The following is a 19,705-nucleotide window of genomic DNA, read 5'->3' on the forward strand; positions in this document are numbered from 1 at the left end:
CCTTATTAAGGTTAAATAACTTCTCCGTACAGATCAAACGATTGGGTGTCAGTTATCTTAACATTATAAAATTCCCCAATATTAAGCATTTTATTTTTCTTTATCAAGACCTCGGGATCAACTTCCGGCGAATCGTATTCGGTGCGGCCTATGTAATAGTCGCTCTCCTCTTTATCTACAACCACTTTCAGTGTTTTGCCTATTTTCTCTTCATTCGTCTCAAAAGCTATTTTTTCTTGAGCCGACATCAACAAGTCCATTCGTTCTTGCTTTGTGGCGTCTGATATGCTGTCTTTATAATTATCGTATGCGTATGTGCCATCTTCATGCGAATAAGGGAAAGCTCCCATTCGTTCGAAGCGCATATCGTTTACAAACTGCAATAGTTCTTCAAAGTCCTTCTTTGTTTCGCCCGGATGACCTACCATTAATGTTGTACGCAAATGTATACCCGGTACTTCTTCTCGGATACGCTTCATCAGATCGTATGTTGCTTGCTTGGATATGTTGCGTCGCATTTTTGTAAGCATATTATCGCTAACATGTTGTAGAGCTATATCCAGATATTTGCACACATTATCGTTTTCTCGCATCACCCTTAGCAGATCGTAAGGGAAATTAGCCGGATATGCATAGTGGAGGCGTATCCATTTCACTCCTTCTATTTTTGCAATTCGTTCTATTAGTTCGGGAAGCTTAGCTTGCTTGTAATTGTCGTATCCATAGAATGACAGATCTTGCGCTATCACCTGAAACTCTTTTACTCCCACAGCTACCAGATTCCTTACTTCTTCTTCTATTTCTTCTATCGGACGTGATTGGTGCTTGCCCGTCATTATAGGAATTGAGCAGTAAGAGCAAGTTCTGTTGCATCCTTCCGATATTTTTAAATAAGCATAATGTTTTGGAGTAGTTATGCTTCGCTCCAAGGCTATATCTTGCTTGAATGATTTTCCCAAATCGGAGATAAGCATTTTCCAGTTGAACTTACCATAGAAATTGTCTACCTCAGGAATCTCGGCTTTCAGCTCATCCATGTATCTTTCGGTGAGGCATCCCATCACAAAAAGCTTACTAAGCTTTCTTGCTTTTTTTGCTTCTGCAAATTCAAGAATCATATTTATGGATTCTTCTTTTGCATCTCCTATAAATCCGCAAGTATTGATTACAGCAATCTCTCCTTCCGGTTTGTCGGGGTCGTGCTTTACTGTATATCCATTTGCTAAAAGCTGTTTCATCAACAACTCTGAATCCACCAGGTTTTTAGAACAACCCAGTGTTATAACATCGATTCTGTTTTTTTTCATTCTTTATGCTCCAAAAAGACTGTCGACAAATTCTTTACGTGTAAAAACTTGCAAGTCGTCGATACCTTCTCCTAATCCAATATATTTTACCGGGATTTTAAACTGATCGGAAATACCTATAACAACACCTCCTTTTGCCGTGCCATCCAGTTTTGTGATAGCTAAAGCCGTAACATCGGTAGCGGCTGTAAACTGAGTGGCTTGTTCAAAAGCATTTTGTCCTGTTGAGCCGTCAAGCACAAGCAGTACTTCATGGGGAGCCTCAGGTACGATCTTTTCCATTACCTTTTTGATTTTGGTAAGTTCGTTCATCAGGCCAACCTTGTTGTGCAAGCGTCCGGCAGTATCTATGATTACCACATCCGCATTGTTTGCTTTAGCAGAGCTCAGCGTGTCGAAAGCAACTGATGCCGGATCGGAGCCCATTGCCTGTTTTATTACAGGTACACCAACTCTCTCTCCCCAAATAACCAGTTGTTCTACAGCAGCAGCACGGAATGTATCCGCAGCACCTAAATAAACTGATTTGCCTGCTTTTTTGAACTGATTTGCTAATTTTCCGATCGTAGTTGTTTTTCCAACACCATTTACTCCGACAACCATTATTACATAAGGCTTATGATTTTCGGGTGTAGAGAACCCTTCTGTATCTGTCGTGTTGTTTTCTGTCAGCAGATGAGCAATCTCCTCCCGAAGAATTGAATTTAATTCATCTGTGTTGATATATTTATCCTTTGCAACTCTTTTCTCTATTCTTTCTATGATTTTTAATGTAGTGTTTACTCCTACATCCGAAGTGATAAGCACTTCTTCCAAATCATCTAATACGTCATCGTCTACCTTCGATTTGCCGGCAACAACACGTGATAGTTTAGAAAACATAGATTCTTTGGTTTTCTCCAAACCTTTATCTAGAGTTTCTTTTTTTTGCTTCGAAAAGAAATCGAATAGTCCCATAGTTTACTCTTTATTATCAAGTAATTATCGCGTACTTGTTTAATGTTAAAGCAGGCTTGTATCCTGCTATACAAAGCTACGAAATGGATAATAAAAAACCTCCCCACATGAAGATGAAGGAGGTTATTTAAATATTTTTAACAAGATTATTTTGTGAAATAGTCTTTTACTGATTCGTTCGGAACCATTTCTTCTTTAAATGTGTAAGCTCCTGTTTTAGGAGATTTTACCATTTTGATTACTTTTGCATAGTTACGACCGTCTTTCGATGAAGCGTCGCGGTAACCTGCTACTGCTTTCTTTGCCATGGTTTATATTGTTTTTACTTTATTTCTTTATGTACAGTAACTTTCTTAAGAACAGGATTGTATTTCTTCAATTCTAATCTTTCAGTAGTGTTTTTTCTATTCTTTGTAGTGATGTAACGTGATGTGCCTGGCATACCACTTGCTTTGTGCTCTGTGCACTCAAGTATCACTTGGATTCTATTTCCTTTTGCTTTCTTAGCCATTTCTTGATCCTCCTAATTTATGCGTTCAAAAAACCATCTTCAGCCGCTCTTTTAAGCGCAGCATCCAATCCAATTTTATTGATTGTACGAAGACCGGCAGCAGAAACATTCAGGCTGATCCAACAATCTTCTTCTACCCAGTAGAATTTTTTTCTGAAAAGATTGACATTAAATTTTCTCTTTGTCTTTCTGTTTGAGTGAGAAACATTATTGCCAACCATAGCTTTCTTTCCTGTAATTTGACAAATCTTGGACATTGCTATTGTATTTATTATATGTTTATTTTTTAGTTTTATCGTGCAAAATCGGGTTGCAAATTTAGTTATATTTTTCAAACCTACAAATATTTAAAAGGTTAAAGTTACACTAAACGCAATAAATAAATTAATTGATTTTGAAAATGTAAGGAATACGGAGATTGTTGTAAATTTGTTCTCGATATGAATGCTAAACGTATTTTGATTACAGGAGCCAGTGGCTTTATTGGAAGTTTTCTTGTCGAGAAGGCTTTAAGGGAAGGGTATGAGACTTGGGCAGGCGTGCGTAAAAGCAGCAGTCGTGAGTATCTGAAGGATGATCGCATTCAATTTTTAGACCTGAGCTTTGGGGATAAAAATAAATTGAAAGAACAGCTATCTCACTTTAAAAAGAAATATGGCAAGTTTGATTATGTCGTACACAATGCCGGGGTCACTAAATGTTTAGATGCTAAAGATTTTGATAAAATAAATTTTCGATATACAGCTAACCTTATCGATGCATTGCGAGAAGTAGACGCTGTTCCCGATAAATTTATTCTGATGAGTAGTCTCAGTGCTTTTGGTGTAGGAGACGAAGAGAATTATACTCCTATAAAGATAACTGATACGCCGAATCCTAATACGGCATACGGTAAGAGTAAGCTGAAAGCAGAATGTTATTTGCGCTCGATGGATGATTTTCCTTATGTAATATTACGTCCTACAGGTGTATACGGGCCTCGAGAGAAAGATTATTTTCTGATGATAAAGACTGTGAAATCGGGTCTTGATGTTGGTGCGGGTTTTAAGCCTCAGCATTTGACTTTTATTTATGTGAAGGATTTGGTAGATGCTGTATTTCTTGGGCTGAAAAGTGAATTGAAGAATAAGGCTTATTTTGTAGCCGATGGAGATGTGTATACAGATAAGGAATATACGCAGCTGGTAAAGCAGGTTATAGAAAAGAAACACGTGGTGAGTCTTAAAGTTCCGTTGTGGATATTGAAGGCTGTATCTGTATTGGCAGAAAGTATTTCTAGGATAACAAAAAAGCCTTCGACCTTAAATAGGGATAAGTATATAATAATGAAGCAACGTAATTGGGAATGTGATATAACCCCTCTTGTAAATGATCTGGGATTTACTCCTAAATACAACTTGAAGGATGGTCTTGAAGAGTCTGTGAGCTGGTATAAAGAAAATGGATGGTTGTAGAATTAGCTTTTATCGCTAAAAATATGTAACTTTACATAGAGGTTCGTGTTGATAAAAGATAAGTAGGACTGCGAATATTTAATACATAAAGTGAGTTTACCTACTTTTGTACTGGCACATCTTAGTTTATTTATATCCATAAAAATATTAGTCATTATTTTTTTGATTCTTCTATTGAGTGGCTTATAACATCAAGGAAATATCTCAAATTGTTTCTAACAAAAACATCTTAAATAAAGTAAATGCGTATAAATAAATATATCAGCGATAGCGGTTATTGTTCGCGACGAGAGGCTGATAAACTGATAGAGCAAGGAAGTGTTACAATTAATGGAAAAAGAGCTTCTATCGGAAGCCAGGTGCTGGCCGGGCAGGAAGTGAAAGTATATGGCGAGACTGTAACCTGCAATACACAGCCTGTTTTTATAGCTTACAATAAGCCTGTCGGAATCGTAAGTACGACAGATTTGGATGAGCCAAATAATATTATTGATGCCGTTGGTCATGATGAACGAATATTTCCGATTGGGAGACTTGATAAAGATTCGCAAGGTCTTATAATCCTGACCAATGAAGGAGATATGGTGAATAAGATGCTGCGTGCCGACAATAATCATGAAAAAGAATACCATGTAACAGTGGATAAGCTTATAAATGAGGATTTCGTTAAAAAGATGCAAGGCGGAGTGCCAATACTAGGAGTCGTTACTCGTAAATGTGAAGTGGTTAAAACCGGGACTCATTCGTTTAACATTGTATTGAGGCAGGGACTGAACAGGCAAATACGGCGTATGTGCGAATATCTCGGCTATAATGTAGTGAGACTCGAGCGGATACGAATAATGCATATAAAGTTGGGCAATATAAAAGTTGGTCAATGGCGTAATATTACAAAAGAAGAATTGGAAATACTACGTAAGAAAACAGCATCTTCTGTAAAAACTGAGAGTGCGCCGAAAAAGAAAACAAAACCACAAGAGGCAAAGACTCCTCAACCTAAAGGTAAATCTGCTAATTCGTACAAAGAGAAAAAAACGCCGACAGGATACAAAGAAAGTGGGAGTGGTATGAGAAATGGGAAATCAAGTGTGAAGAAGAAAACCCGCAAATAAAAAGAGGTACTAGAGGGTCTTTTTTTTATCAAAAGAAATGTGTGAAAAAGATAACTCTACTTTACAAAAAGGCTAAAAAGGTGATTGTCACCACAACAAACAGCTTTATGGCCTTTAAAAATAATAAACAAAATTATTTGATAAGGAAAAAAATATTAACTTTGTACAGCTTTTCAGAAAGCATGTTTTATAACATAATTTCACATCTTCTCAAAAGCTTTTAAGTTGGATATACTCGATTTTTTAACTATAAAAATTAAAACAAAATGATTAAAGTAGGTATTAACGGTTTTGGACGTATTGGACGTCTTGTTTTCCGTGCTGCACAAAAAAGAAATGACATTCAGATTGTAGGTATCAACGACCTTATCGACGTAGAATATATGTCTTATATGTTGCGTTACGATACTATGCACGGTAGATTTGACGGAACAGTTGAAGTTAAAGACGGTAAATTGGTTGTTAACGGAAACGCTATCCGTGTAACTGCTGAAAAGAATCCTGCAGACTTGAAATGGAACGAAGTAGGTGCTGAATATGTTGTTGAATCTACTGGTCTTTTCCTTGAAAAGTCAAAAGCTCAAGGTCACATCGACGCTGGTGCAAAATATGTAGTAATGTCAGCTCCTTCAAAAGACGATACCCCTATGTTCGTTTGTGGAGTTAACACAGATAAATATGTAAAAGGAACTCAATTCGTTTCTAATGCTTCTTGTACTACAAACTGTCTTGCTCCTATCGCTAAAGTATTGCACGACAAATTTGGTATCGTTGAAGCTTTGATGACTACAGTACACGCTACTACTGCAACTCAAAAAACAGTAGACGGACCTTCAGCTAAAGACTGGAGAGGTGGACGTGCTGCTGCAGGTAACATCATCCCTTCTTCTACCGGTGCTGCTAAAGCTGTAGGTAAAGTTATTCCTGAACTAAACGGAAAACTTACAGGTATGGCATTCCGTGTTCCTACATTGGATGTTTCTGTAGTTGACCTTACTGCTCGTCTTTCTAAAGAAGTATCTTACGATGATATCTGCAAAGCTATGAAAGATGCATCAGAAGGCGAATTGAAAGGTGTTCTTGGATATACAGACGAAGAAGTAGTTTCTTCAGACTTCCTTGGCGATGCTCGCACTTCAATCTTCGATGCAAAAGCTGGTATCCAATTGAGCCCAACTTTCGTTAAAGTAGTTAGCTGGTATGACAATGAGTGGGGATATTCTAACAAATGTCTTGATCTTATCGCAGCTATGGCTAAAGTAAACGGATAATACAAGTTATCAAATATAGAGAAAGCCTCTTACTTTAATTAGTGAGAGGCTTTTTGTTTGCTTTCAATTTTTTTAATGCAACTTTTTTGTTTGTTTTTGCATCTAATAGTATATAAACTAAATATATCTTTAATATGAAAAACATAACTTTATTCCTGTTCTTTGCTACAATAATACTTTTTTTGCCTGTAGCCGGATGTAGTGATGATAACGATGGTGAAATGGTCTTGGTTGAATATACTAATCCAATCGAGAATAATCCTGTTAACACGCTTAGTTGGCTAAAAGAAAAGAAAGAAACTGTTAAAAAAGAAGTAGATGTACGCTATGCTAGCAATGGTGGGTCAGCTAAAAATCTTGGAGGCTTTATTGAACAGCTTGCTTACAAAGGAGAAAATTACTATGAAATCAGATATGGAGAGTTTATTACGGGAAGTTCTTCCAAGTTAAAAGATTCTATGTTTGATTTTAATAGCAATGTCTATGATTCACACGGAAACCTGTGTGTTTCTATTATTGGAGGGGATGCGATAGCTACCCAGCCGGGGTATGAAAGTTTTTCTGATTTTTGGCAAGTAGCTACATTTAAAACTTTATTGTGGGAATATACAATAAAAGAACAGTGATATGTAAATGATTTTGAAGGATTCTTTATAGATGAACAAAGCCCACTCCATTTGGAGTGGGCTTTATATTTAGTAGTAAGACCCATATTCTATTTATCCATTACTTTTTTAATATCCTCCATCGTGAAACTGCCTACGATACGAATAATGGTACATTCGGTGTTTTCATTTATAACCATTACCAAATCTTTGAATTTGTTGTTTCCGTCTTTTTGAGCATAAAAATTGATCATCTGGTCGCCCTCTCTTACAGACATTAGAGATTCGAATGCCTTATTCTTTTTCAAAGACTCAGCTTCAAGCACCATCTGTTTCACAGAGTTCTTGTTGTCGCTGGTGTATATTTCGAGTTGTTCCAGCTTATTTGCCAGACCTTTTACATTTACACCTCCGGTATCCATATTAGGAACCATAGACAGAAGAGCTTTGGAAATGTATACAGTTGTAATATCCTTGTTGTTAGAGAATCTTTCAAACATTTTATCCTGTGCCTGAACAGCTATAAGGCTACACATAAACACAAATGCTGTTAGTAATCCTTTTAATTTCATGATTCTTTATCTTTTTTTCTGTTGAAAGTTTTATTTAATATTTCGTTTGTCTTATCCAGATTTGTTGATACCAAAGCCAGTTGATCCATGCCTTTATTGAACTTCGACGATAACAGTACCAGCGCTTCCTGTGCTTCCTTTATCTTCTGTTCATCTGCCTTGTCGATAGTCTTATCAATAGTCTGAGCTATAGGTGTCATTGTTGTCTTCTCCTGTTTGTTGAAGTATATGCCTGCTGTGATTAATATGGCTATACCGGCAGCAATGCCTCCTGCCCACCTCAGTATATATTTCTTCTTTGATGCAGGTTTTAGTGTCACCTTTACTTTTTCTTTTGCAGCCAATTCATCTATCAGAGTGTCAAGTTTAGCTTCTAAATGAAGAGGAACGTCAATAGATTCGGATTGATATAAGTTAAGAAATAAATCTTTCTCTTTTAGTAATTCCTCCGCAACATCTTCACCTTGAAAATAACTTAGCAATAGTTTTTCTTCTTCTATTGTAGTCTCTCCATTGTAAAAAGCTTCGACTAATTTTTTTATTTCGCTTGTCTTCATCTTTGTTCTATTTTAGCGTATTGCTCTCTTATCGTTTTCCTTGCTCTGGATAGTATGACCCGTATATTTCCGGGGCTTATTCCGGTAATGTTTTCTATTTCTTCATCGGTATATCCATCCCAGTGCTTCATCATTATCACCTGCCGTTGCTGATCGGGTAGCTTATTTATCAGATCTTTTACATATGCCGCGTCATCCTGTATTTCTAATTCCTTAGACAGAGATGTGCTCTCGGGTATTTCGGTATCATATGACGTATGATAGTCATTCTTTGCTTTTCTCAGATAATCGAGACAAGAGTTGCGAACGATGATAATGGCAAAGCCTTCTGTATTTTCGATCTGTTCCAATTCGTCTTTCTTGTTCCAGAGCTTGATGAACGTTTCTTGCACTATGTCTTCTGCATTGGCTGTATCCTGTACTATTCGGTATGCTATTCGGTATAACTTCTGATGATATGGTAGAAACACTTTTTTAAAAGTTTCTGCATCCATCTCATTTGTTTTTATTTTGTTCTTTAAGTATTTCCGTTAGATCCGATTCGGTAAGGTTGCCTGACATTTTTACAATCACAGCATCTTCGTTATCTAATACCAAAATGTATACACCGGTAAATAAGTCCCCTTCTTTGTGCGAGATAATTTTCACATTGTCGTCAGCTTCATTCACCGATAATAGGGTTGCATATCCATTCCCATCTTTGAAACTTTGAATACCTTCCAAGAATTTAGTTTTTACTTCGGGACTATATTTTTCAATAGCAAGAACTTCTATAGAGTCTATCTTTTGCATGAATGCCGGCATTTTGGAAACCATCTGCCCGGTTGAATCAGCAGTCATGGCTGCCTTCATCGACATGTCGAGCATAGAGCGATCTACTAATTGTCGTTGTACACCTTCTTGTTTCGAAAAATCAGACATAAAACTATTCAGATCTTGAGCATAAGAGAATTGTACTGCAACGAAGGTCAATACTAAAGAAAAAATATACTTTTTCATAATGTTCTGTTTTTTTATTTATAATTGTGTTTACGTAATTTTAACAGGTGCTATTTGTCGTATTTTTGAACCAATTGGGTCAGATCTTCTTCTTTTATTTTTCCCGAAAACTTCACTATAGTCGGGTCGTTTGCACTCATACAAAGGATAACCATGTCGCTTATTGTATTGTTTTTCTTTTTCATCATAATGCGTACATTATCATCTTTGTCTTTAGCCATGAGCAGCGTTTCGTAACCGTCCCCATCTTTTAATTTTTCCATTTGGTCGGTTAGCTTTTGCTTTACAGAAGAGTTGCAGCTTGATAGGTCATATACTTCCATCGAATGTATTCCTCTGGCAACCGGTATATCACCCACTCCTCCGAATGCTTTTCCTAAAGTCATCATAAACGGTCCGATTTTAACGGTTTCAATGTTTTCTACTTTAGATAAGTTATCCATCAACTTGTTTAAACTTTGGCCGTATGCTATCTGGCCCAACGCAATAGTTAATACCAGACAAATTAAATACTTTTTCATAAATGTTTTTATATTTGAGTCGTTATAAATTTGTTAGATGTGCGCTTTCATCCACTTTCTATTACTAAGACGAAACAACCCAAAAATTTGTTACAGTGAAAATGTAAAAAAAGTATTGAATTAAAAAAAGAGCTGTATTCTAGTTAAATACAGCTCCATGTTATCTTGTTTTTCTCGTTTTTTATTTATCGCCTGTGTCTTTTGTAAATTCCAGTACAACTTTGCCTTCACTCAAAAATGTCAGTTTATCTCCTGTTAAAGCTGCTTGTAGAGGTGTAGACAATTTAGAAAGAAATAGAGATTCACCTTTTAAGCTAGGACATGCCATTTTGGTCGACATGGCAGGACCGAATTTAATCGTGTTTTCTTCTAAAGTGAAAGTGCTGCGATAGGTATTACATCCCGCATTACCGAAAACTTTTCCATCTGCTGTTATTTCCATAGAGGCTGGTTTGTCGGGGAATAATGCTGCCATGTCTTCTCCTTCGATAGAAGCCAAAGTCCATTTTCCTGATATATTATCAGCATTAACAGTATTTATTACCTCGGATGTGGCTGTTTTTTGAGACTTTTCGAACTCTAGTAATACATTTTTCCCTTCCGAAAAAGTGAGTTGTCCCTCTTTTGACAGAGAAACCACAAGATTAGGAGTTGATAAAGCTGCTAAAAATTCAGATTCCTTATTCGCATGCATACATGCCATCATGGTAGATGCTAGTTGAGGTGCAGAAAATATGTTTTTTTCACTCAATGTAAAACCTCCTGTATAACGGTTGCAACCGCCACTACCGGATAGCAGATTTTTCGAAAAGTCAAAATTAACATTCGGAATTTCTCCCGAAAATGCTGTTTGTGCAGCTTCTCCTTTGAGCGTTTTCAACACCCAAGGACCGCCCTCTAGTTGTGCTTTTTCGATAGGTTTCACAGAATTACAACTTTGAACAACGAAAGCTAAAGTAAGAAGTGTAACAAAAAAGGTTGCTGATTTTAAAAAGTGTTTCATAATGTTTCTCTTTTAATTTTATCAATATTTATGTAGTTTTTATTTATGATTAATATTCTATCTTGAATTATCCTCCCGAATTATACATACGAAATAATGTATATCCTATATCCATTTCGATTGTAAATTATTTTTTAGACGGAAATAGAGTCAGTTCGTTGCATGCACACCTATTTTATAAATAACAAGATTTTGTTTTTATAATATAAATTTAAGGTCATTTATATAAATAAACAGATATTTAGTGTGTTATGTTCAATGTGCTATTCTGATGTGGTTTTTAATTATACTACTCTCCAGTGTACATTTAAAATGAGATTAAGAAACAAGAATATATTATCTTGCTGATAGCTAACTAAGAATATGCAAAAACTCTCACTTTAATATTGAAGCGAGAGTTTTTAAAAACAACAGATATTTTTGTTTTATATCCTTTTTCTTATATCGAGAAGTGTTCGGGACGGCGAGCTACAACATCTTTGTAGAGAGCTTTTATTTTTGCTATATCACCTTCTACGTCACCTGTAGGCATTATTATTTGCTTGAAGTTAGCCTCCTTCTTTCCATAGTCAAGAGCTGCAATTACAATAGGTACATCGGCTTCCATAGCTATGAAATAAAAGCCTTTTTTCCACTCAGAATTGGCTTTTCTTGTCGCTTCAGGTGTTATGGCCAACTGAAAATTTTCTCTTTTAGAATATATTTCTGCCATCTGTTCTGTTAGTGATGACTTTCTGGAACGGTCGACAGGGATCCCTCCCAACAGTTTAAATAGTAGATTCATAGGGAAGAAGAACCATTCTTTTTTGATCAGGAATGATGCTTTTCGTCCCATCGCTTTATAAACAATCAGTCCCAATGGTAGATCCCAATTACTGGTGTGTGGGGCAACACAAATAACACATTTGTCTGGTAAGTTATTCAGACCTGTAATCTTCCAACCTATAAGGCGGAGGATAAAATTACATATACTTTTCATTAACCTAAAGATTCTATTTCTTTGGCAATAGAGTTGATCTGCTCTTTGAAATCAGCTTTAACTTTTTTGTAATAAGCTTTTACTCTGCCTTTAACTTCTTTTCCTTCGTTTACATTCACTCTGTTCAGAAATTCTTCCTGAGTTTCTACTATTCGGGTTATTACTTTATCTGCAGCTGCCTGGTCAGCATCTATTACAAATACTTTGTAAAATACACAGTCAGTATATAATAAATCTATTGATTCGTTTATACTTTTTTTAAGCTTTCTTCTACTACTCACAGTCAAAATATATTTATATGTTTATTATCTTTGTTACCTTTGCGGTTTGTAAAAGCGACGGCAAAGTTACTAAAAAAAGGAACGATAGCCTTTATTTGCTTTTATTTAATTCTATTTATTTATAAACTTAAGACACGAATTAGCATCATTTATGGCAAAGCGACTCAATAATCCTGATTATATTTTTGAAACAAGCTGGGAGGTATGTAACAAGGTTGGAGGCATTTACACTGTGCTGTCGACTAAAGCAAAAACAATGCAGGAAAAGTATAAAGACAGAGCAATCTTCATCGGTCCTGATATTTGGAAAGAGACTACAAGCCCTTGGTTTCAAGAAGACAACAAATTGTTTGCCGAATGGGTAAAGACAATCTCGATATACGATAGGTTGAAGGTAAGAGTCGGAAGGTGGCTCGTTCCGGGTGAACCGATTGTGATACTCGTTGATTTTGAAAGCCTCTTTGCTCATAAAGATGAGATATATAGCTACATGTGGCACAAGTTTGGAGTAGATTCTCTGCATGCGTATGGCGATTACGACGAAGCGTGTATGTTTGCCTATGCTACAGGTGCCATAATAGAAAGTTTCTACAGATATTATAATCTTGAAAATAAGAAAGTCATAGCACACTTCAACGAGTGGATGCTCGGAATAGGTGCACTTTATGTCAAAGATCGTTTGCCAAAAGTGGGCACTGTGTTTACTACCCATGCTACATCCATCGGTCGCTCCATCGCAGGAAATGGCAAACCGTTATACAACTATTTGTTTGCATACGATAGTGATCAGATGGCTCGTGAATTAAATATGCAAGCAAAGCATTCTGTGGAGAAAACGGCGGCTCAGCAAGTGGATTGTTTTACTACAGTGAGTGATATAACAGCCAAAGAATGTAAGCAATTACTTCACCGTGAACCTTTGGTAACTCCAAATGGTTTCGAGAAAGACTTTATACCTGTTGGCGAAGAACACGAAGCCAAGCGTCTTGCAGCAAGAAAAAAACTAATCAATGTTACCGAAAAGTTATTAGGGTATGACATACAAGAGGATGCCCTTCTGGTGGTAACCAGCGGACGTTATGAATACCGAAACAAGGGGCTTGATGTCTTTATCGATGCAATGAATAGATTGGAACACATTAAGCAACTCGAAAAAGATGTGATTGCATTCATTATGGTGCCGGCGTGGATAGATACTCCCCGTACAGACCTGCAAGAACGATTAAGCAAAAACGAGACCCCCGATACATCATTGACCTTTCCTCATATAACTCACTGGTTGAAAAATATGAATAATGACTCTATATTGAACCAAATTTCGTATTTGAAACTACAAAACAGAAAGGAAGATAGAGTGAAAGTTATCTTCGTGCCTTCATACTTGAATGGGAATGATGGTATTTTTAATATTCCTTACTATGACTTGTTGATAGGAATGGACGTGTCTGTTTTCCCTTCATATTATGAGCCTTGGGGATATACGCCTCACGAAAGTATTGCTTTTTCAGTTCCTACTATTACTACATCTTTAGCCGGATTTGGCTTGTGGATGCGTAAAGAAGGAGATGAAAAAGGAATGGATGACGGAGCAGAGGTAGTGACTAGAGACGATTACAACTTTATAGAAGTGTCAGAAGATATTTGTAACAGAGTGTTTGAAATGACAACCAAAAGTGCAGAGCAAGAACGTATCTTGCGTAAGGCTGCACTCGATAGGGCTGCATTGGCAGATTGGGGGCATTTTTTCAAATATTATGAAGAAGCGTATGATATAGCATTAGCTAAAGCTTCTGAAAGAAAGTAAATTAAACTTTGCAAACGTTTGCAGCTTTTATAAAAGTTATAATTAGGTAATATAACGATAAAGGTTGCTAAATATGTTATATTTGTATTTTTACAATTATACATCGCAACATCTTAAGATAATCAATACAAGTTTAAATATATAACATCTATGAGAATTAAAGCAAGTTATTCGAATAATCCTACATGGAGAAGTGCGCATACACAAGTGAACTTACCAAAAGAATTATTGCCGCTTGAAAAAATTTCACGTAATTTATGGTGGGTATGGAACAATGAAGCTACTGATCTTTTCGCCGAATTTGATCCGGAACTTTGGAAAGAATCAGACAATAATCCGGTTCTATTACTTCATAAATTATCTAATGAAAGAATAGAAGAGATTCTTAAAGACGCTACCTTAATGAATAAAGTAGATAACGTTATTAAGAAGTTCGAAAAATATATGTCTCAAAAATTTGATACATCAAAACCGTCTGTTGCATATTTTAGTATGGAATATGGTTTTACTCATGTATTAAAGATATATTCGGGAGGCTTAGGTGTTTTGGCCGGAGACTATCTAAAAGAGGCAAGTGACAGTCATGTAGATCTTACAGGAGTGGGCTTCCTCTATCGTTACGGATACTTCTCCCAATCTATTTCTCCTGACGGGCAGCAGGTAGCAAACTATGAGCCTCAAAGCTTTGGAGATCTTCCTCTCGAGCCGGTGCTGAATGAGGATGGCAATCAAATGATTTTGGCCGTTCCGTATCCGGATAGAGATATATACGCAAATATATGGAAAGTAAATGTAGGGCGTATAAGCCTATACTTACTCGATACCGATATCGACTTGAATAGCGAGTTCGACAAACCTATTACTCACCAATTATATGGTGGAGATTGGGAAAATCGTCTAAAACAAGAGTATTTGCTTGGTATAGGAGGTATCTTATTGCTTAATAAGTTAGGTATTAAAAAAGAAATTTATCATTGCAACGAAGGTCATGCAGCTCTTATTAATGTACAGCGTTTGCTCGATCTGATCGAAGGTGAAGGTCTAACATTTAATCAAGCGCTAGAGGTTGTACGTGCTTCAGGTTTGTATACAGTGCATACTCCAGTTCCTGCAGGACACGACTATTTTGACGAAGGTCTTCTTGGTAAATATTTAGGTAACTATCCTGCACGTCTAGGCATCTCTTGGCAAGACTTTGTTGATATGGGACGTGAGCATCCGGGCAGTGGAGAGAAATTCAGCATGAGTGTATTTGCGCTCAACACCTGCCTTGAAGCTAACGGTGTTAGTTATCTGCATGGTATTGTTTCTCGTCAGATGTTCCAGCCAGTTTGGCCGGCTTATTTCCCTGAAGAGTTGCACGTAGGGCATGTAACAAACGGGGTGCATATGCCGACTTGGACAGCAAAAGAAATGAAGTTGCTGTATGAAAAAACATTTGATAAGAACTTCTATGAAGATCAGTCCAATCATGAGATTTGGGATAATATATATAGTGTAAAAGACGAAGATCTATGGAATGTTCGTTCTATCTTGAAAAAACGTCTTATCAGCTATGTGCAAGAACAAATGAAAGAAGGCTGGATAAAGAGCCAGAAGGCTCCTTCAGCGATTTTCAACATTGTAGATAAAATCAATCCGGACGCATTACTCGTTGGATTTGGTCGTCGTTTTGCTACTTATAAGCGTGCACACCTGTTATTTACAGACCTTGACCGTTTGGCAAAGCTGGTAAATAATGAAAAATATCCAATCCAGTTCTTATATACAGGCAAAGCTCACCCTGCAGATGGTGCAGGACAAGGTTTGATCAAACAGATTGTAGAAATCTCACGCCGTCCAGAATTCCTTGGTAAGATAATCTTCCTTGAGAACTATGACATGCGTTTAGCGAAACGTTTAATTTCGGGAGTAGATATTTGGTTGAATACACCAACTCGTCCACTTGAGGCTTCGGGTACATCAGGCGAAAAGGCCGAAATGAACGGAGTTCTTAACTTCTCTGTACTTGACGGATGGTGGTACGAAGGTTACAAAAAAGAAGCCGGCTGGTGTCTGACAGATAAACGTACTTATTCTAATCAGGCTTATCAGGATGAATTAGATGCAGCAGAAATCTATTCTACTTTCGAGAATGAGATATTACCTCTTTATTATGCACGTAACTCTAAAGGATATTCGCCAGAGTGGATACAGTTTGTAAAGAACTCAATCGCTAATATCGCACCTGAATATACAACTAAGCGAATGATTGATGACTACATCAAGAACTTCTACAAGCCAGAACGAGAACGTGTCAAACTGGTTACAGCGAATAACTATGCTAAGGCAAAAGAATTGGCCGCATGGAAAGAAGATACCGCTGCTAACTGGGACAAACTTGTAGTAGAGAAGGTTACTTTCAATGGTCAGAATATAAAAGATGGAGCTCCGCTTGCTTCAAATAACTTTACTGAAGGTGAAAAGATTAAAGTGGAAGTTGTTATTGACAAGAGAGATATGAAAGGAGATTTGGGCATAGACTGTGTGCTTACCGAATATGATGCGGATAAGAAAACAGACAAGTTTATCTCTTCTGAAGACTTTAAGTTGGTTAAGACAGAGGGTTCGAAACTATATTTTGAGCTGAATGCAATAGCCAAGATTCCGGGACTATGTAACTTTGCTTATCGTGTATATCCTAAGCATGCAGATATGGCACATCGTCAGGACTTTGCTTTTGTTCGTTGGATCTAATATAAATAATATACTATCAAAAAAGACGCATTTCATAAAATGCGTCTTTTTTTATGCCAGAGAGTTAAGTTCTTTTTATAAGAACTATTCCATCGCTTTAGCCTGATTCCATAATGCATCCATCTCGGCTAAGGTCATATCTTTTAAATTCTTATTTTGCTTTTTTGCTTCTTGTTCTATGTAATTGAAACGGCGTATAAACTTCTGATTGGTGCGTTCAAGAGCATTATCCGGATTGACTTTATATAGACGGGCTGCATTAATAAGGCTAAAAAACATATCTCCAAATTCAGCTTCTGTCTTATCTTGATCCATTTTTGATATTTCGTTTTTCAACTCTTGAAGTTCCTCTGAAACTTTATCCCACACGTCTTCTCTGTTCTCCCAATCGAAGCCGGCATTGCGAGCTTTATCTTGTATTCGGTGAGCCTTTGCTATAGATGGCAATGATGCCGGAACGCCTTCAAGAATAGTTTTGTTTCCTCCCTTTTCTTTTAGTTTTAGTTGTTCCCACGATTTTTCAACCTCTCCGGCTGTCTTCGCAGCATCATCTCCGAATACATGAGGATGGCGATATATTAATTTGTCACACAAAGCATGACATACATCAGCTACATCAAATGTTCCTTTTTCTTCCCCGATCTTTGCATAAAATACAACATGTAGCAAAACATCTCCAAGCTCTTTTTTGATGGCTTCATCACTATTCTGAATAATGGCTTCGCATAGTTCATAAACCTCTTCTATCGTATTGGTACGCAAGCTCTCATTTGTCTGTTTTGCATCCCACGGACACTTTACCCGCAACTCATCCATGATGTCGAGCAAACGTCCAAAGGCTTCCATTTTTTGTTCTCTTGTATGCATCATCGTGTATAAATTTAGAGAAAGCAGGCTGCTGCCTGCTTTCATTTTATTTTACTTCTTCTTTTTTCTTTTTGAAATTATCCAATCCTTTTTTCAGGAATTCGATGTATTTATTTACATCTTCATCGTATGCGTATGATGGACCTATTGGTTTTCCGGCATGGTCTAAAAGAACATAATAGGGCTGAGAGTTTGTCGCAAATTTATGTCGTTGCAGATAACTCCATTTGTCACCAATAGTTCTCAATTTTGTAGTCTTACCGTTTTCCTGAACTTCCATCACCTCACTCAATTTGGTTTTGTCGTCTACCATCAGGGTGATAAGTACATACTCTTCGTCAAGCAATTGTTTTACACGCGGGTCTGTCCAAACAGAAGCTTCCATCTTGCGGCAGTTTACACAGCCATAGCCCGAAAAGTCTATAATAACAGGTTTGTTTTTCTCCTGAGCATATTTCATGCCAGCCTCATAGTCTTCAAACTTGGCATGAACAACTCCATTGTATAGGCTAAAGTCTTGAGTATATAATGGTGGTGCAAATGCACTGATTGCTTTAAGAGGAGCACCCCATAACCCCGGAACCATATACACCGCAAAAGCAAATGAAACAATAGCCATAAGCAAACGTGGAATAGAAACATATTTCAGGTCGCTGTCGTGCGGTAGTTTTAATTTACCTAACAAGTAGACACCAAGCAAAACGAATATCACAATCCATAATACTAGAAATACTTCACGGTCTAATATACCCCATTTGTATGCAAGGTCGGCTACTGATAAGAATTTCAGGGCAAGCGCGAGCTCTAAGAACCCTAATACGACTTTTACAGAGTTCAACCATCCTCCTGATTTTGGCATACTTTCGAGCCAAGAAGGGAATATTGCAAATAAAGAAAATGGAATAGCCAAAGCTACAGCAAAGCCCAACATCCCGATTGCGGGGGCTATTATGCTGCCCGATCCGGCTGCCTGTACCAACAATGTGCCTATGATAGGCCCGGTGCAAGAGAATGAAACGAGTGCTAGTGTAAAAGCCATGAAGAAAATACTGATAATACCTGTAGTAGAATCGGCTTTCTGATCCATTTTGTTCGTCCATGAAGATGGTAAAACGATCTCGAATGCACCGAAGAATGATATTGCAAACACCACTAACAAGGCAAAGAATATCAGGTTGAATATGGCACTTGTGGCTAAATCATTCAGAGCGCTGGCTCCAAATATTCCGGTTATTAATAAACCGAGAGTAACATATATAATGATAATTCCCACTCCGTAGGTAATCGCATCTTTTATTGCTTTTTCTTTGTTTTTCTTATTTCGTTTAAGGAAAAAGCTTACGGTCATAGGTAGCATCGGCCATACACAAGGTGTAAGTAGGGCGATAAGTCCACCGCCAAAGCCCCCTAAGAAAATCCAAAGGAGTGACATGTCAGAGGTATCTCCCGCAGCACCATAAGCTTTCAGATCGCCTATTACAGGAGTCCAAAGTTCTTCGCTGCTTACGTTTGCTGTGGTACTTGATACCGATGAAGATAAGCTGTCGGCTTGAACTTGTTCGGCTAATAATCCTTCCGATGCACTATCGGATTCGCCTGCTTTAGCTGCAACAACTGTAGCCGGTAAATCTTTTGATTTGAAGTCCAGATCAATTTTTATCGGAATACACTGCCCGTCAATCTCGCTACATACCTGTCCACGAAAATCACCTTCGAGAGCGAAAGCTGCTTTGTCGGTTATTTTAAGTGTTTGAACAAAAGTAGCCTGATTTTCATAATAGCCATACTCCATCTGAAATATGTCGTCATATTTTTTCTTCAATTTGGAGTTGACCGCTTTCAGGTTACCGACTTTAGTTGCGCCCTTCAACTTATCGATTGAGATCGTTGTGGGCATCGGTCCATTTTCGGGAATAGTTATGTCAAAGATATGCCATGTAGGATCTATTCGAAAAGTTGTCGTTAATTCAACTTCTCCGTTTCCTTTATCAACAAGCTTGGTTGTCCATGACGCAGGTTGCTGAGCATAAAGCGATACTGACAGAACGATTGACAGGAAAAATAAAAATGATATTTTTTTCATAGAAAGTATCTATACGAATTATTTTAAAATAAGAAGTCCAAAGTTAGCAAAAAGACTCTATATAGATAAACAGCCTGATCGCTTTT

General features: G+C 37.3%; 21 protein-coding genes. 6 read left to right on the forward strand and 15 right to left on the reverse strand.

The window, feature by feature from the left end; translation table 11 throughout:
• Positions 1-11: 11 nt before the first annotated feature.
• The 5 genes from rimO to rpmB form a co-directional block, all read right to left on the reverse strand.
• A complete protein-coding gene (rimO, locus tag HMPREF9456_RS03950) occupies positions 12-1,307 on the reverse strand; it encodes a 30S ribosomal protein S12 methylthiotransferase RimO (protein WP_006842171.1) in 1,296 nt (431 codons plus the stop codon).
• A 3-nt stretch (positions 1,308-1,310) separates the two neighbouring features.
• Complete coding sequence (gene ftsY / locus HMPREF9456_RS03955) at positions 1,311-2,264, reverse strand: signal recognition particle-docking protein FtsY (protein WP_006842172.1); 954 nt, start codon at positions 2,262-2,264, stop codon at positions 1,311-1,313.
• Positions 2,265-2,410: 146 nt separating this feature from the next.
• Positions 2,411-2,572 (reverse strand): DUF4295 domain-containing protein, encoded by a 162-nt coding sequence (locus HMPREF9456_RS17005; RefSeq protein ID WP_006842173.1) that lies wholly within the window; start codon positions 2,570-2,572, stop codon positions 2,411-2,413.
• 14 nt (positions 2,573-2,586) lie between these two features.
• Complete coding sequence (rpmG, locus tag HMPREF9456_RS03960; protein WP_006842174.1) at positions 2,587-2,775, reverse strand: 50S ribosomal protein L33; 189 nt, start codon at positions 2,773-2,775, stop codon at positions 2,587-2,589.
• A gap of 17 nt (positions 2,776-2,792) precedes the next feature.
• Positions 2,793-3,032 (reverse strand): 50S ribosomal protein L28, encoded by a 240-nt coding sequence (gene rpmB, locus HMPREF9456_RS03965; RefSeq protein WP_006842175.1) that lies wholly within the window; start codon positions 3,030-3,032, stop codon positions 2,793-2,795.
• A 183-nt stretch (positions 3,033-3,215) separates the two neighbouring features.
• Here rpmB and HMPREF9456_RS03970 point away from each other — a divergent pair, with 183 nt between their 5' ends.
• The 4 genes from HMPREF9456_RS03970 to HMPREF9456_RS03985 all read left to right on the forward strand — a co-directional run bounded on the left by HMPREF9456_RS03970 (position 3,216) and on the right by HMPREF9456_RS03985 (position 7,238).
• A complete protein-coding gene (locus HMPREF9456_RS03970) occupies positions 3,216-4,229 on the forward strand; it encodes an NAD-dependent epimerase/dehydratase family protein (RefSeq protein WP_006842176.1) in 1,014 nt (337 codons plus the stop codon).
• A gap of 242 nt (positions 4,230-4,471) precedes the next feature.
• Positions 4,472-5,341, forward strand: a complete 870-nt coding sequence (rluF, locus tag HMPREF9456_RS03975; protein ID WP_006842177.1) for a 23S rRNA pseudouridine(2604) synthase RluF — start codon at positions 4,472-4,474, stop codon at positions 5,339-5,341.
• A 266-nt stretch (positions 5,342-5,607) separates the two neighbouring features.
• Positions 5,608-6,612 (forward strand): type I glyceraldehyde-3-phosphate dehydrogenase, encoded by a 1,005-nt coding sequence (gap, locus tag HMPREF9456_RS03980; protein ID WP_006842178.1) that lies wholly within the window; start codon positions 5,608-5,610, stop codon positions 6,610-6,612.
• A 134-nt stretch (positions 6,613-6,746) separates the two neighbouring features.
• The gene (locus HMPREF9456_RS03985) at positions 6,747-7,238 is read left to right on the forward strand and encodes a hypothetical protein (RefSeq protein ID WP_006842179.1); all 492 of its coding nucleotides are present in this window, start codon (positions 6,747-6,749) and stop codon (positions 7,236-7,238) included.
• Between the two features lie 89 nt (positions 7,239-7,327).
• Here HMPREF9456_RS03985 and HMPREF9456_RS03990 read toward each other — a convergent pair whose 3' ends face one another.
• From HMPREF9456_RS03990 to HMPREF9456_RS04025, 8 genes are all read right to left on the reverse strand, one after another.
• On the reverse strand, positions 7,328-7,789 hold the full coding sequence (locus HMPREF9456_RS03990; RefSeq protein ID WP_006842180.1) for a DUF4252 domain-containing protein: 462 nt from the start codon (positions 7,787-7,789) through the stop codon (positions 7,328-7,330).
• Positions 7,786-8,346 (reverse strand): hypothetical protein, encoded by a 561-nt coding sequence (locus HMPREF9456_RS03995; RefSeq protein ID WP_006842181.1) that lies wholly within the window; start codon positions 8,344-8,346, stop codon positions 7,786-7,788. Before HMPREF9456_RS03995 ends, HMPREF9456_RS03990 begins: the two co-directional genes overlap by 4 nt.
• Positions 8,343-8,840, reverse strand: a complete 498-nt coding sequence (locus tag HMPREF9456_RS04000) for an RNA polymerase sigma factor (protein ID WP_006842182.1) — start codon at positions 8,838-8,840, stop codon at positions 8,343-8,345. The genes HMPREF9456_RS03995 and HMPREF9456_RS04000 overlap by 4 nt, the downstream gene beginning before the upstream one ends.
• Before the next feature lies 1 nt (position 8,841).
• Positions 8,842-9,345, reverse strand: a complete 504-nt coding sequence (locus tag HMPREF9456_RS04005; protein ID WP_006842183.1) for a DUF4252 domain-containing protein — start codon at positions 9,343-9,345, stop codon at positions 8,842-8,844.
• Positions 9,346-9,395: 50 nt separating this feature from the next.
• Positions 9,396-9,866: a DUF4252 domain-containing protein gene (locus tag HMPREF9456_RS04010; protein WP_006842184.1), complete on the reverse strand. Its 471-nt coding sequence runs from the start codon at positions 9,864-9,866 to the stop codon at positions 9,396-9,398.
• A gap of 181 nt (positions 9,867-10,047) precedes the next feature.
• Positions 10,048-10,869 carry an META domain-containing protein gene (locus tag HMPREF9456_RS04015; protein ID WP_006842185.1) on the reverse strand — a complete coding sequence of 274 codons (822 nt, stop codon included), beginning with the start codon at positions 10,867-10,869 and terminating at the stop codon, positions 10,048-10,050.
• Between the two features lie 439 nt (positions 10,870-11,308).
• Positions 11,309-11,848 (reverse strand): 1-acyl-sn-glycerol-3-phosphate acyltransferase, encoded by a 540-nt coding sequence (locus HMPREF9456_RS04020; RefSeq protein WP_006842186.1) that lies wholly within the window; start codon positions 11,846-11,848, stop codon positions 11,309-11,311.
• Positions 11,848-12,129 carry a hypothetical protein gene (locus tag HMPREF9456_RS04025; protein WP_006842187.1) on the reverse strand — a complete coding sequence of 94 codons (282 nt, stop codon included), beginning with the start codon at positions 12,127-12,129 and terminating at the stop codon, positions 11,848-11,850. Before HMPREF9456_RS04025 ends, HMPREF9456_RS04020 begins: the two co-directional genes overlap by 1 nt.
• A gap of 151 nt (positions 12,130-12,280) precedes the next feature.
• Between HMPREF9456_RS04025 and HMPREF9456_RS04030 the strand changes: the two genes are divergently transcribed.
• Together HMPREF9456_RS04030 and glgP are read left to right on the forward strand one after the other, a co-directional pair.
• Entirely contained in the window at positions 12,281-13,933 is a 1,653-nt protein-coding gene (locus HMPREF9456_RS04030) for a glycosyltransferase family protein (RefSeq protein ID WP_006842188.1), read from the forward strand.
• 150 nt (positions 13,934-14,083) lie between these two features.
• On the forward strand, positions 14,084-16,669 hold the full coding sequence (gene glgP / locus HMPREF9456_RS04035; protein WP_006842189.1) for an alpha-glucan family phosphorylase: 2,586 nt from the start codon (positions 14,084-14,086) through the stop codon (positions 16,667-16,669).
• An 84-nt stretch (positions 16,670-16,753) separates the two neighbouring features.
• Here the strand turns inward: glgP and mazG are convergent, their stop codons facing one another.
• Together mazG and HMPREF9456_RS04045 are read right to left on the reverse strand one after the other, a co-directional pair.
• On the reverse strand, positions 16,754-17,536 hold the full coding sequence (gene mazG, locus HMPREF9456_RS04040) for a nucleoside triphosphate pyrophosphohydrolase (RefSeq protein ID WP_026177022.1): 783 nt from the start codon (positions 17,534-17,536) through the stop codon (positions 16,754-16,756).
• A 46-nt stretch (positions 17,537-17,582) separates the two neighbouring features.
• A complete protein-coding gene (locus tag HMPREF9456_RS04045; RefSeq protein WP_006842191.1) occupies positions 17,583-19,619 on the reverse strand; it encodes a protein-disulfide reductase DsbD family protein in 2,037 nt (678 codons plus the stop codon).
• Positions 19,620-19,705 lie beyond the last annotated feature (86 nt).

This window comes from Dysgonomonas mossii DSM 22836, from assembly GCF_000213575.1.
Lineage (GTDB): Bacteria > Bacteroidota > Bacteroidia > Bacteroidales > Dysgonomonadaceae > Dysgonomonas > Dysgonomonas mossii.

Bases quoted from the DNA above. Each gene is read 5' to 3' on its own strand.
- rimO (WP_006842171.1), bottom strand. From the start codon at position 1,307: ATGAAAAAAAACAGAATCGATGTTATAACACTGGGTTGTTCTAAAAAC.
- ftsY (WP_006842172.1), bottom strand. From the start codon at position 2,264: ATGGGACTATTCGATTTCTTTTCGAAGCAAAAAAAAGAAACTCTAGAT.
- HMPREF9456_RS17005 (WP_006842173.1), bottom strand. From the start codon at position 2,572: ATGGCAAAGAAAGCAGTAGCAGGTTACCGCGACGCTTCATCGAAAGAC.
- rpmG (WP_006842174.1), bottom strand. From the start codon at position 2,775: ATGGCTAAGAAAGCAAAAGGAAATAGAATCCAAGTGATACTTGAGTGC.
- rpmB (WP_006842175.1), bottom strand. From the start codon at position 3,032: ATGTCCAAGATTTGTCAAATTACAGGAAAGAAAGCTATGGTTGGCAAT.
- HMPREF9456_RS03970 (WP_006842176.1), top strand. From the start codon at position 3,216: ATGAATGCTAAACGTATTTTGATTACAGGAGCCAGTGGCTTTATTGGA.
- rluF (WP_006842177.1), top strand. From the start codon at position 4,472: ATGCGTATAAATAAATATATCAGCGATAGCGGTTATTGTTCGCGACGA.
- gap (WP_006842178.1), top strand. From the start codon at position 5,608: ATGATTAAAGTAGGTATTAACGGTTTTGGACGTATTGGACGTCTTGTT.
- HMPREF9456_RS03985 (WP_006842179.1), top strand. From the start codon at position 6,747: ATGAAAAACATAACTTTATTCCTGTTCTTTGCTACAATAATACTTTTT.
- HMPREF9456_RS03990 (WP_006842180.1), bottom strand. From the start codon at position 7,789: ATGAAATTAAAAGGATTACTAACAGCATTTGTGTTTATGTGTAGCCTT.
- HMPREF9456_RS03995 (WP_006842181.1), bottom strand. From the start codon at position 8,346: ATGAAGACAAGCGAAATAAAAAAATTAGTCGAAGCTTTTTACAATGGA.
- HMPREF9456_RS04000 (WP_006842182.1), bottom strand. From the start codon at position 8,840: ATGGATGCAGAAACTTTTAAAAAAGTGTTTCTACCATATCATCAGAAG.
- HMPREF9456_RS04005 (WP_006842183.1), bottom strand. From the start codon at position 9,345: ATGAAAAAGTATATTTTTTCTTTAGTATTGACCTTCGTTGCAGTACAA.
- HMPREF9456_RS04010 (WP_006842184.1), bottom strand. From the start codon at position 9,866: ATGAAAAAGTATTTAATTTGTCTGGTATTAACTATTGCGTTGGGCCAG.
- HMPREF9456_RS04015 (WP_006842185.1), bottom strand. From the start codon at position 10,869: ATGAAACACTTTTTAAAATCAGCAACCTTTTTTGTTACACTTCTTACT.
- HMPREF9456_RS04020 (WP_006842186.1), bottom strand. From the start codon at position 11,848: ATGAAAAGTATATGTAATTTTATCCTCCGCCTTATAGGTTGGAAGATT.
- HMPREF9456_RS04030 (WP_006842188.1), top strand. From the start codon at position 12,281: ATGGCAAAGCGACTCAATAATCCTGATTATATTTTTGAAACAAGCTGG.
- glgP (WP_006842189.1), top strand. From the start codon at position 14,084: ATGAGAATTAAAGCAAGTTATTCGAATAATCCTACATGGAGAAGTGCG.
- mazG (WP_026177022.1), bottom strand. From the start codon at position 17,536: ATGCATACAAGAGAACAAAAAATGGAAGCCTTTGGACGTTTGCTCGAC.
- HMPREF9456_RS04045 (WP_006842191.1), bottom strand. From the start codon at position 19,619: ATGAAAAAAATATCATTTTTATTTTTCCTGTCAATCGTTCTGTCAGTA.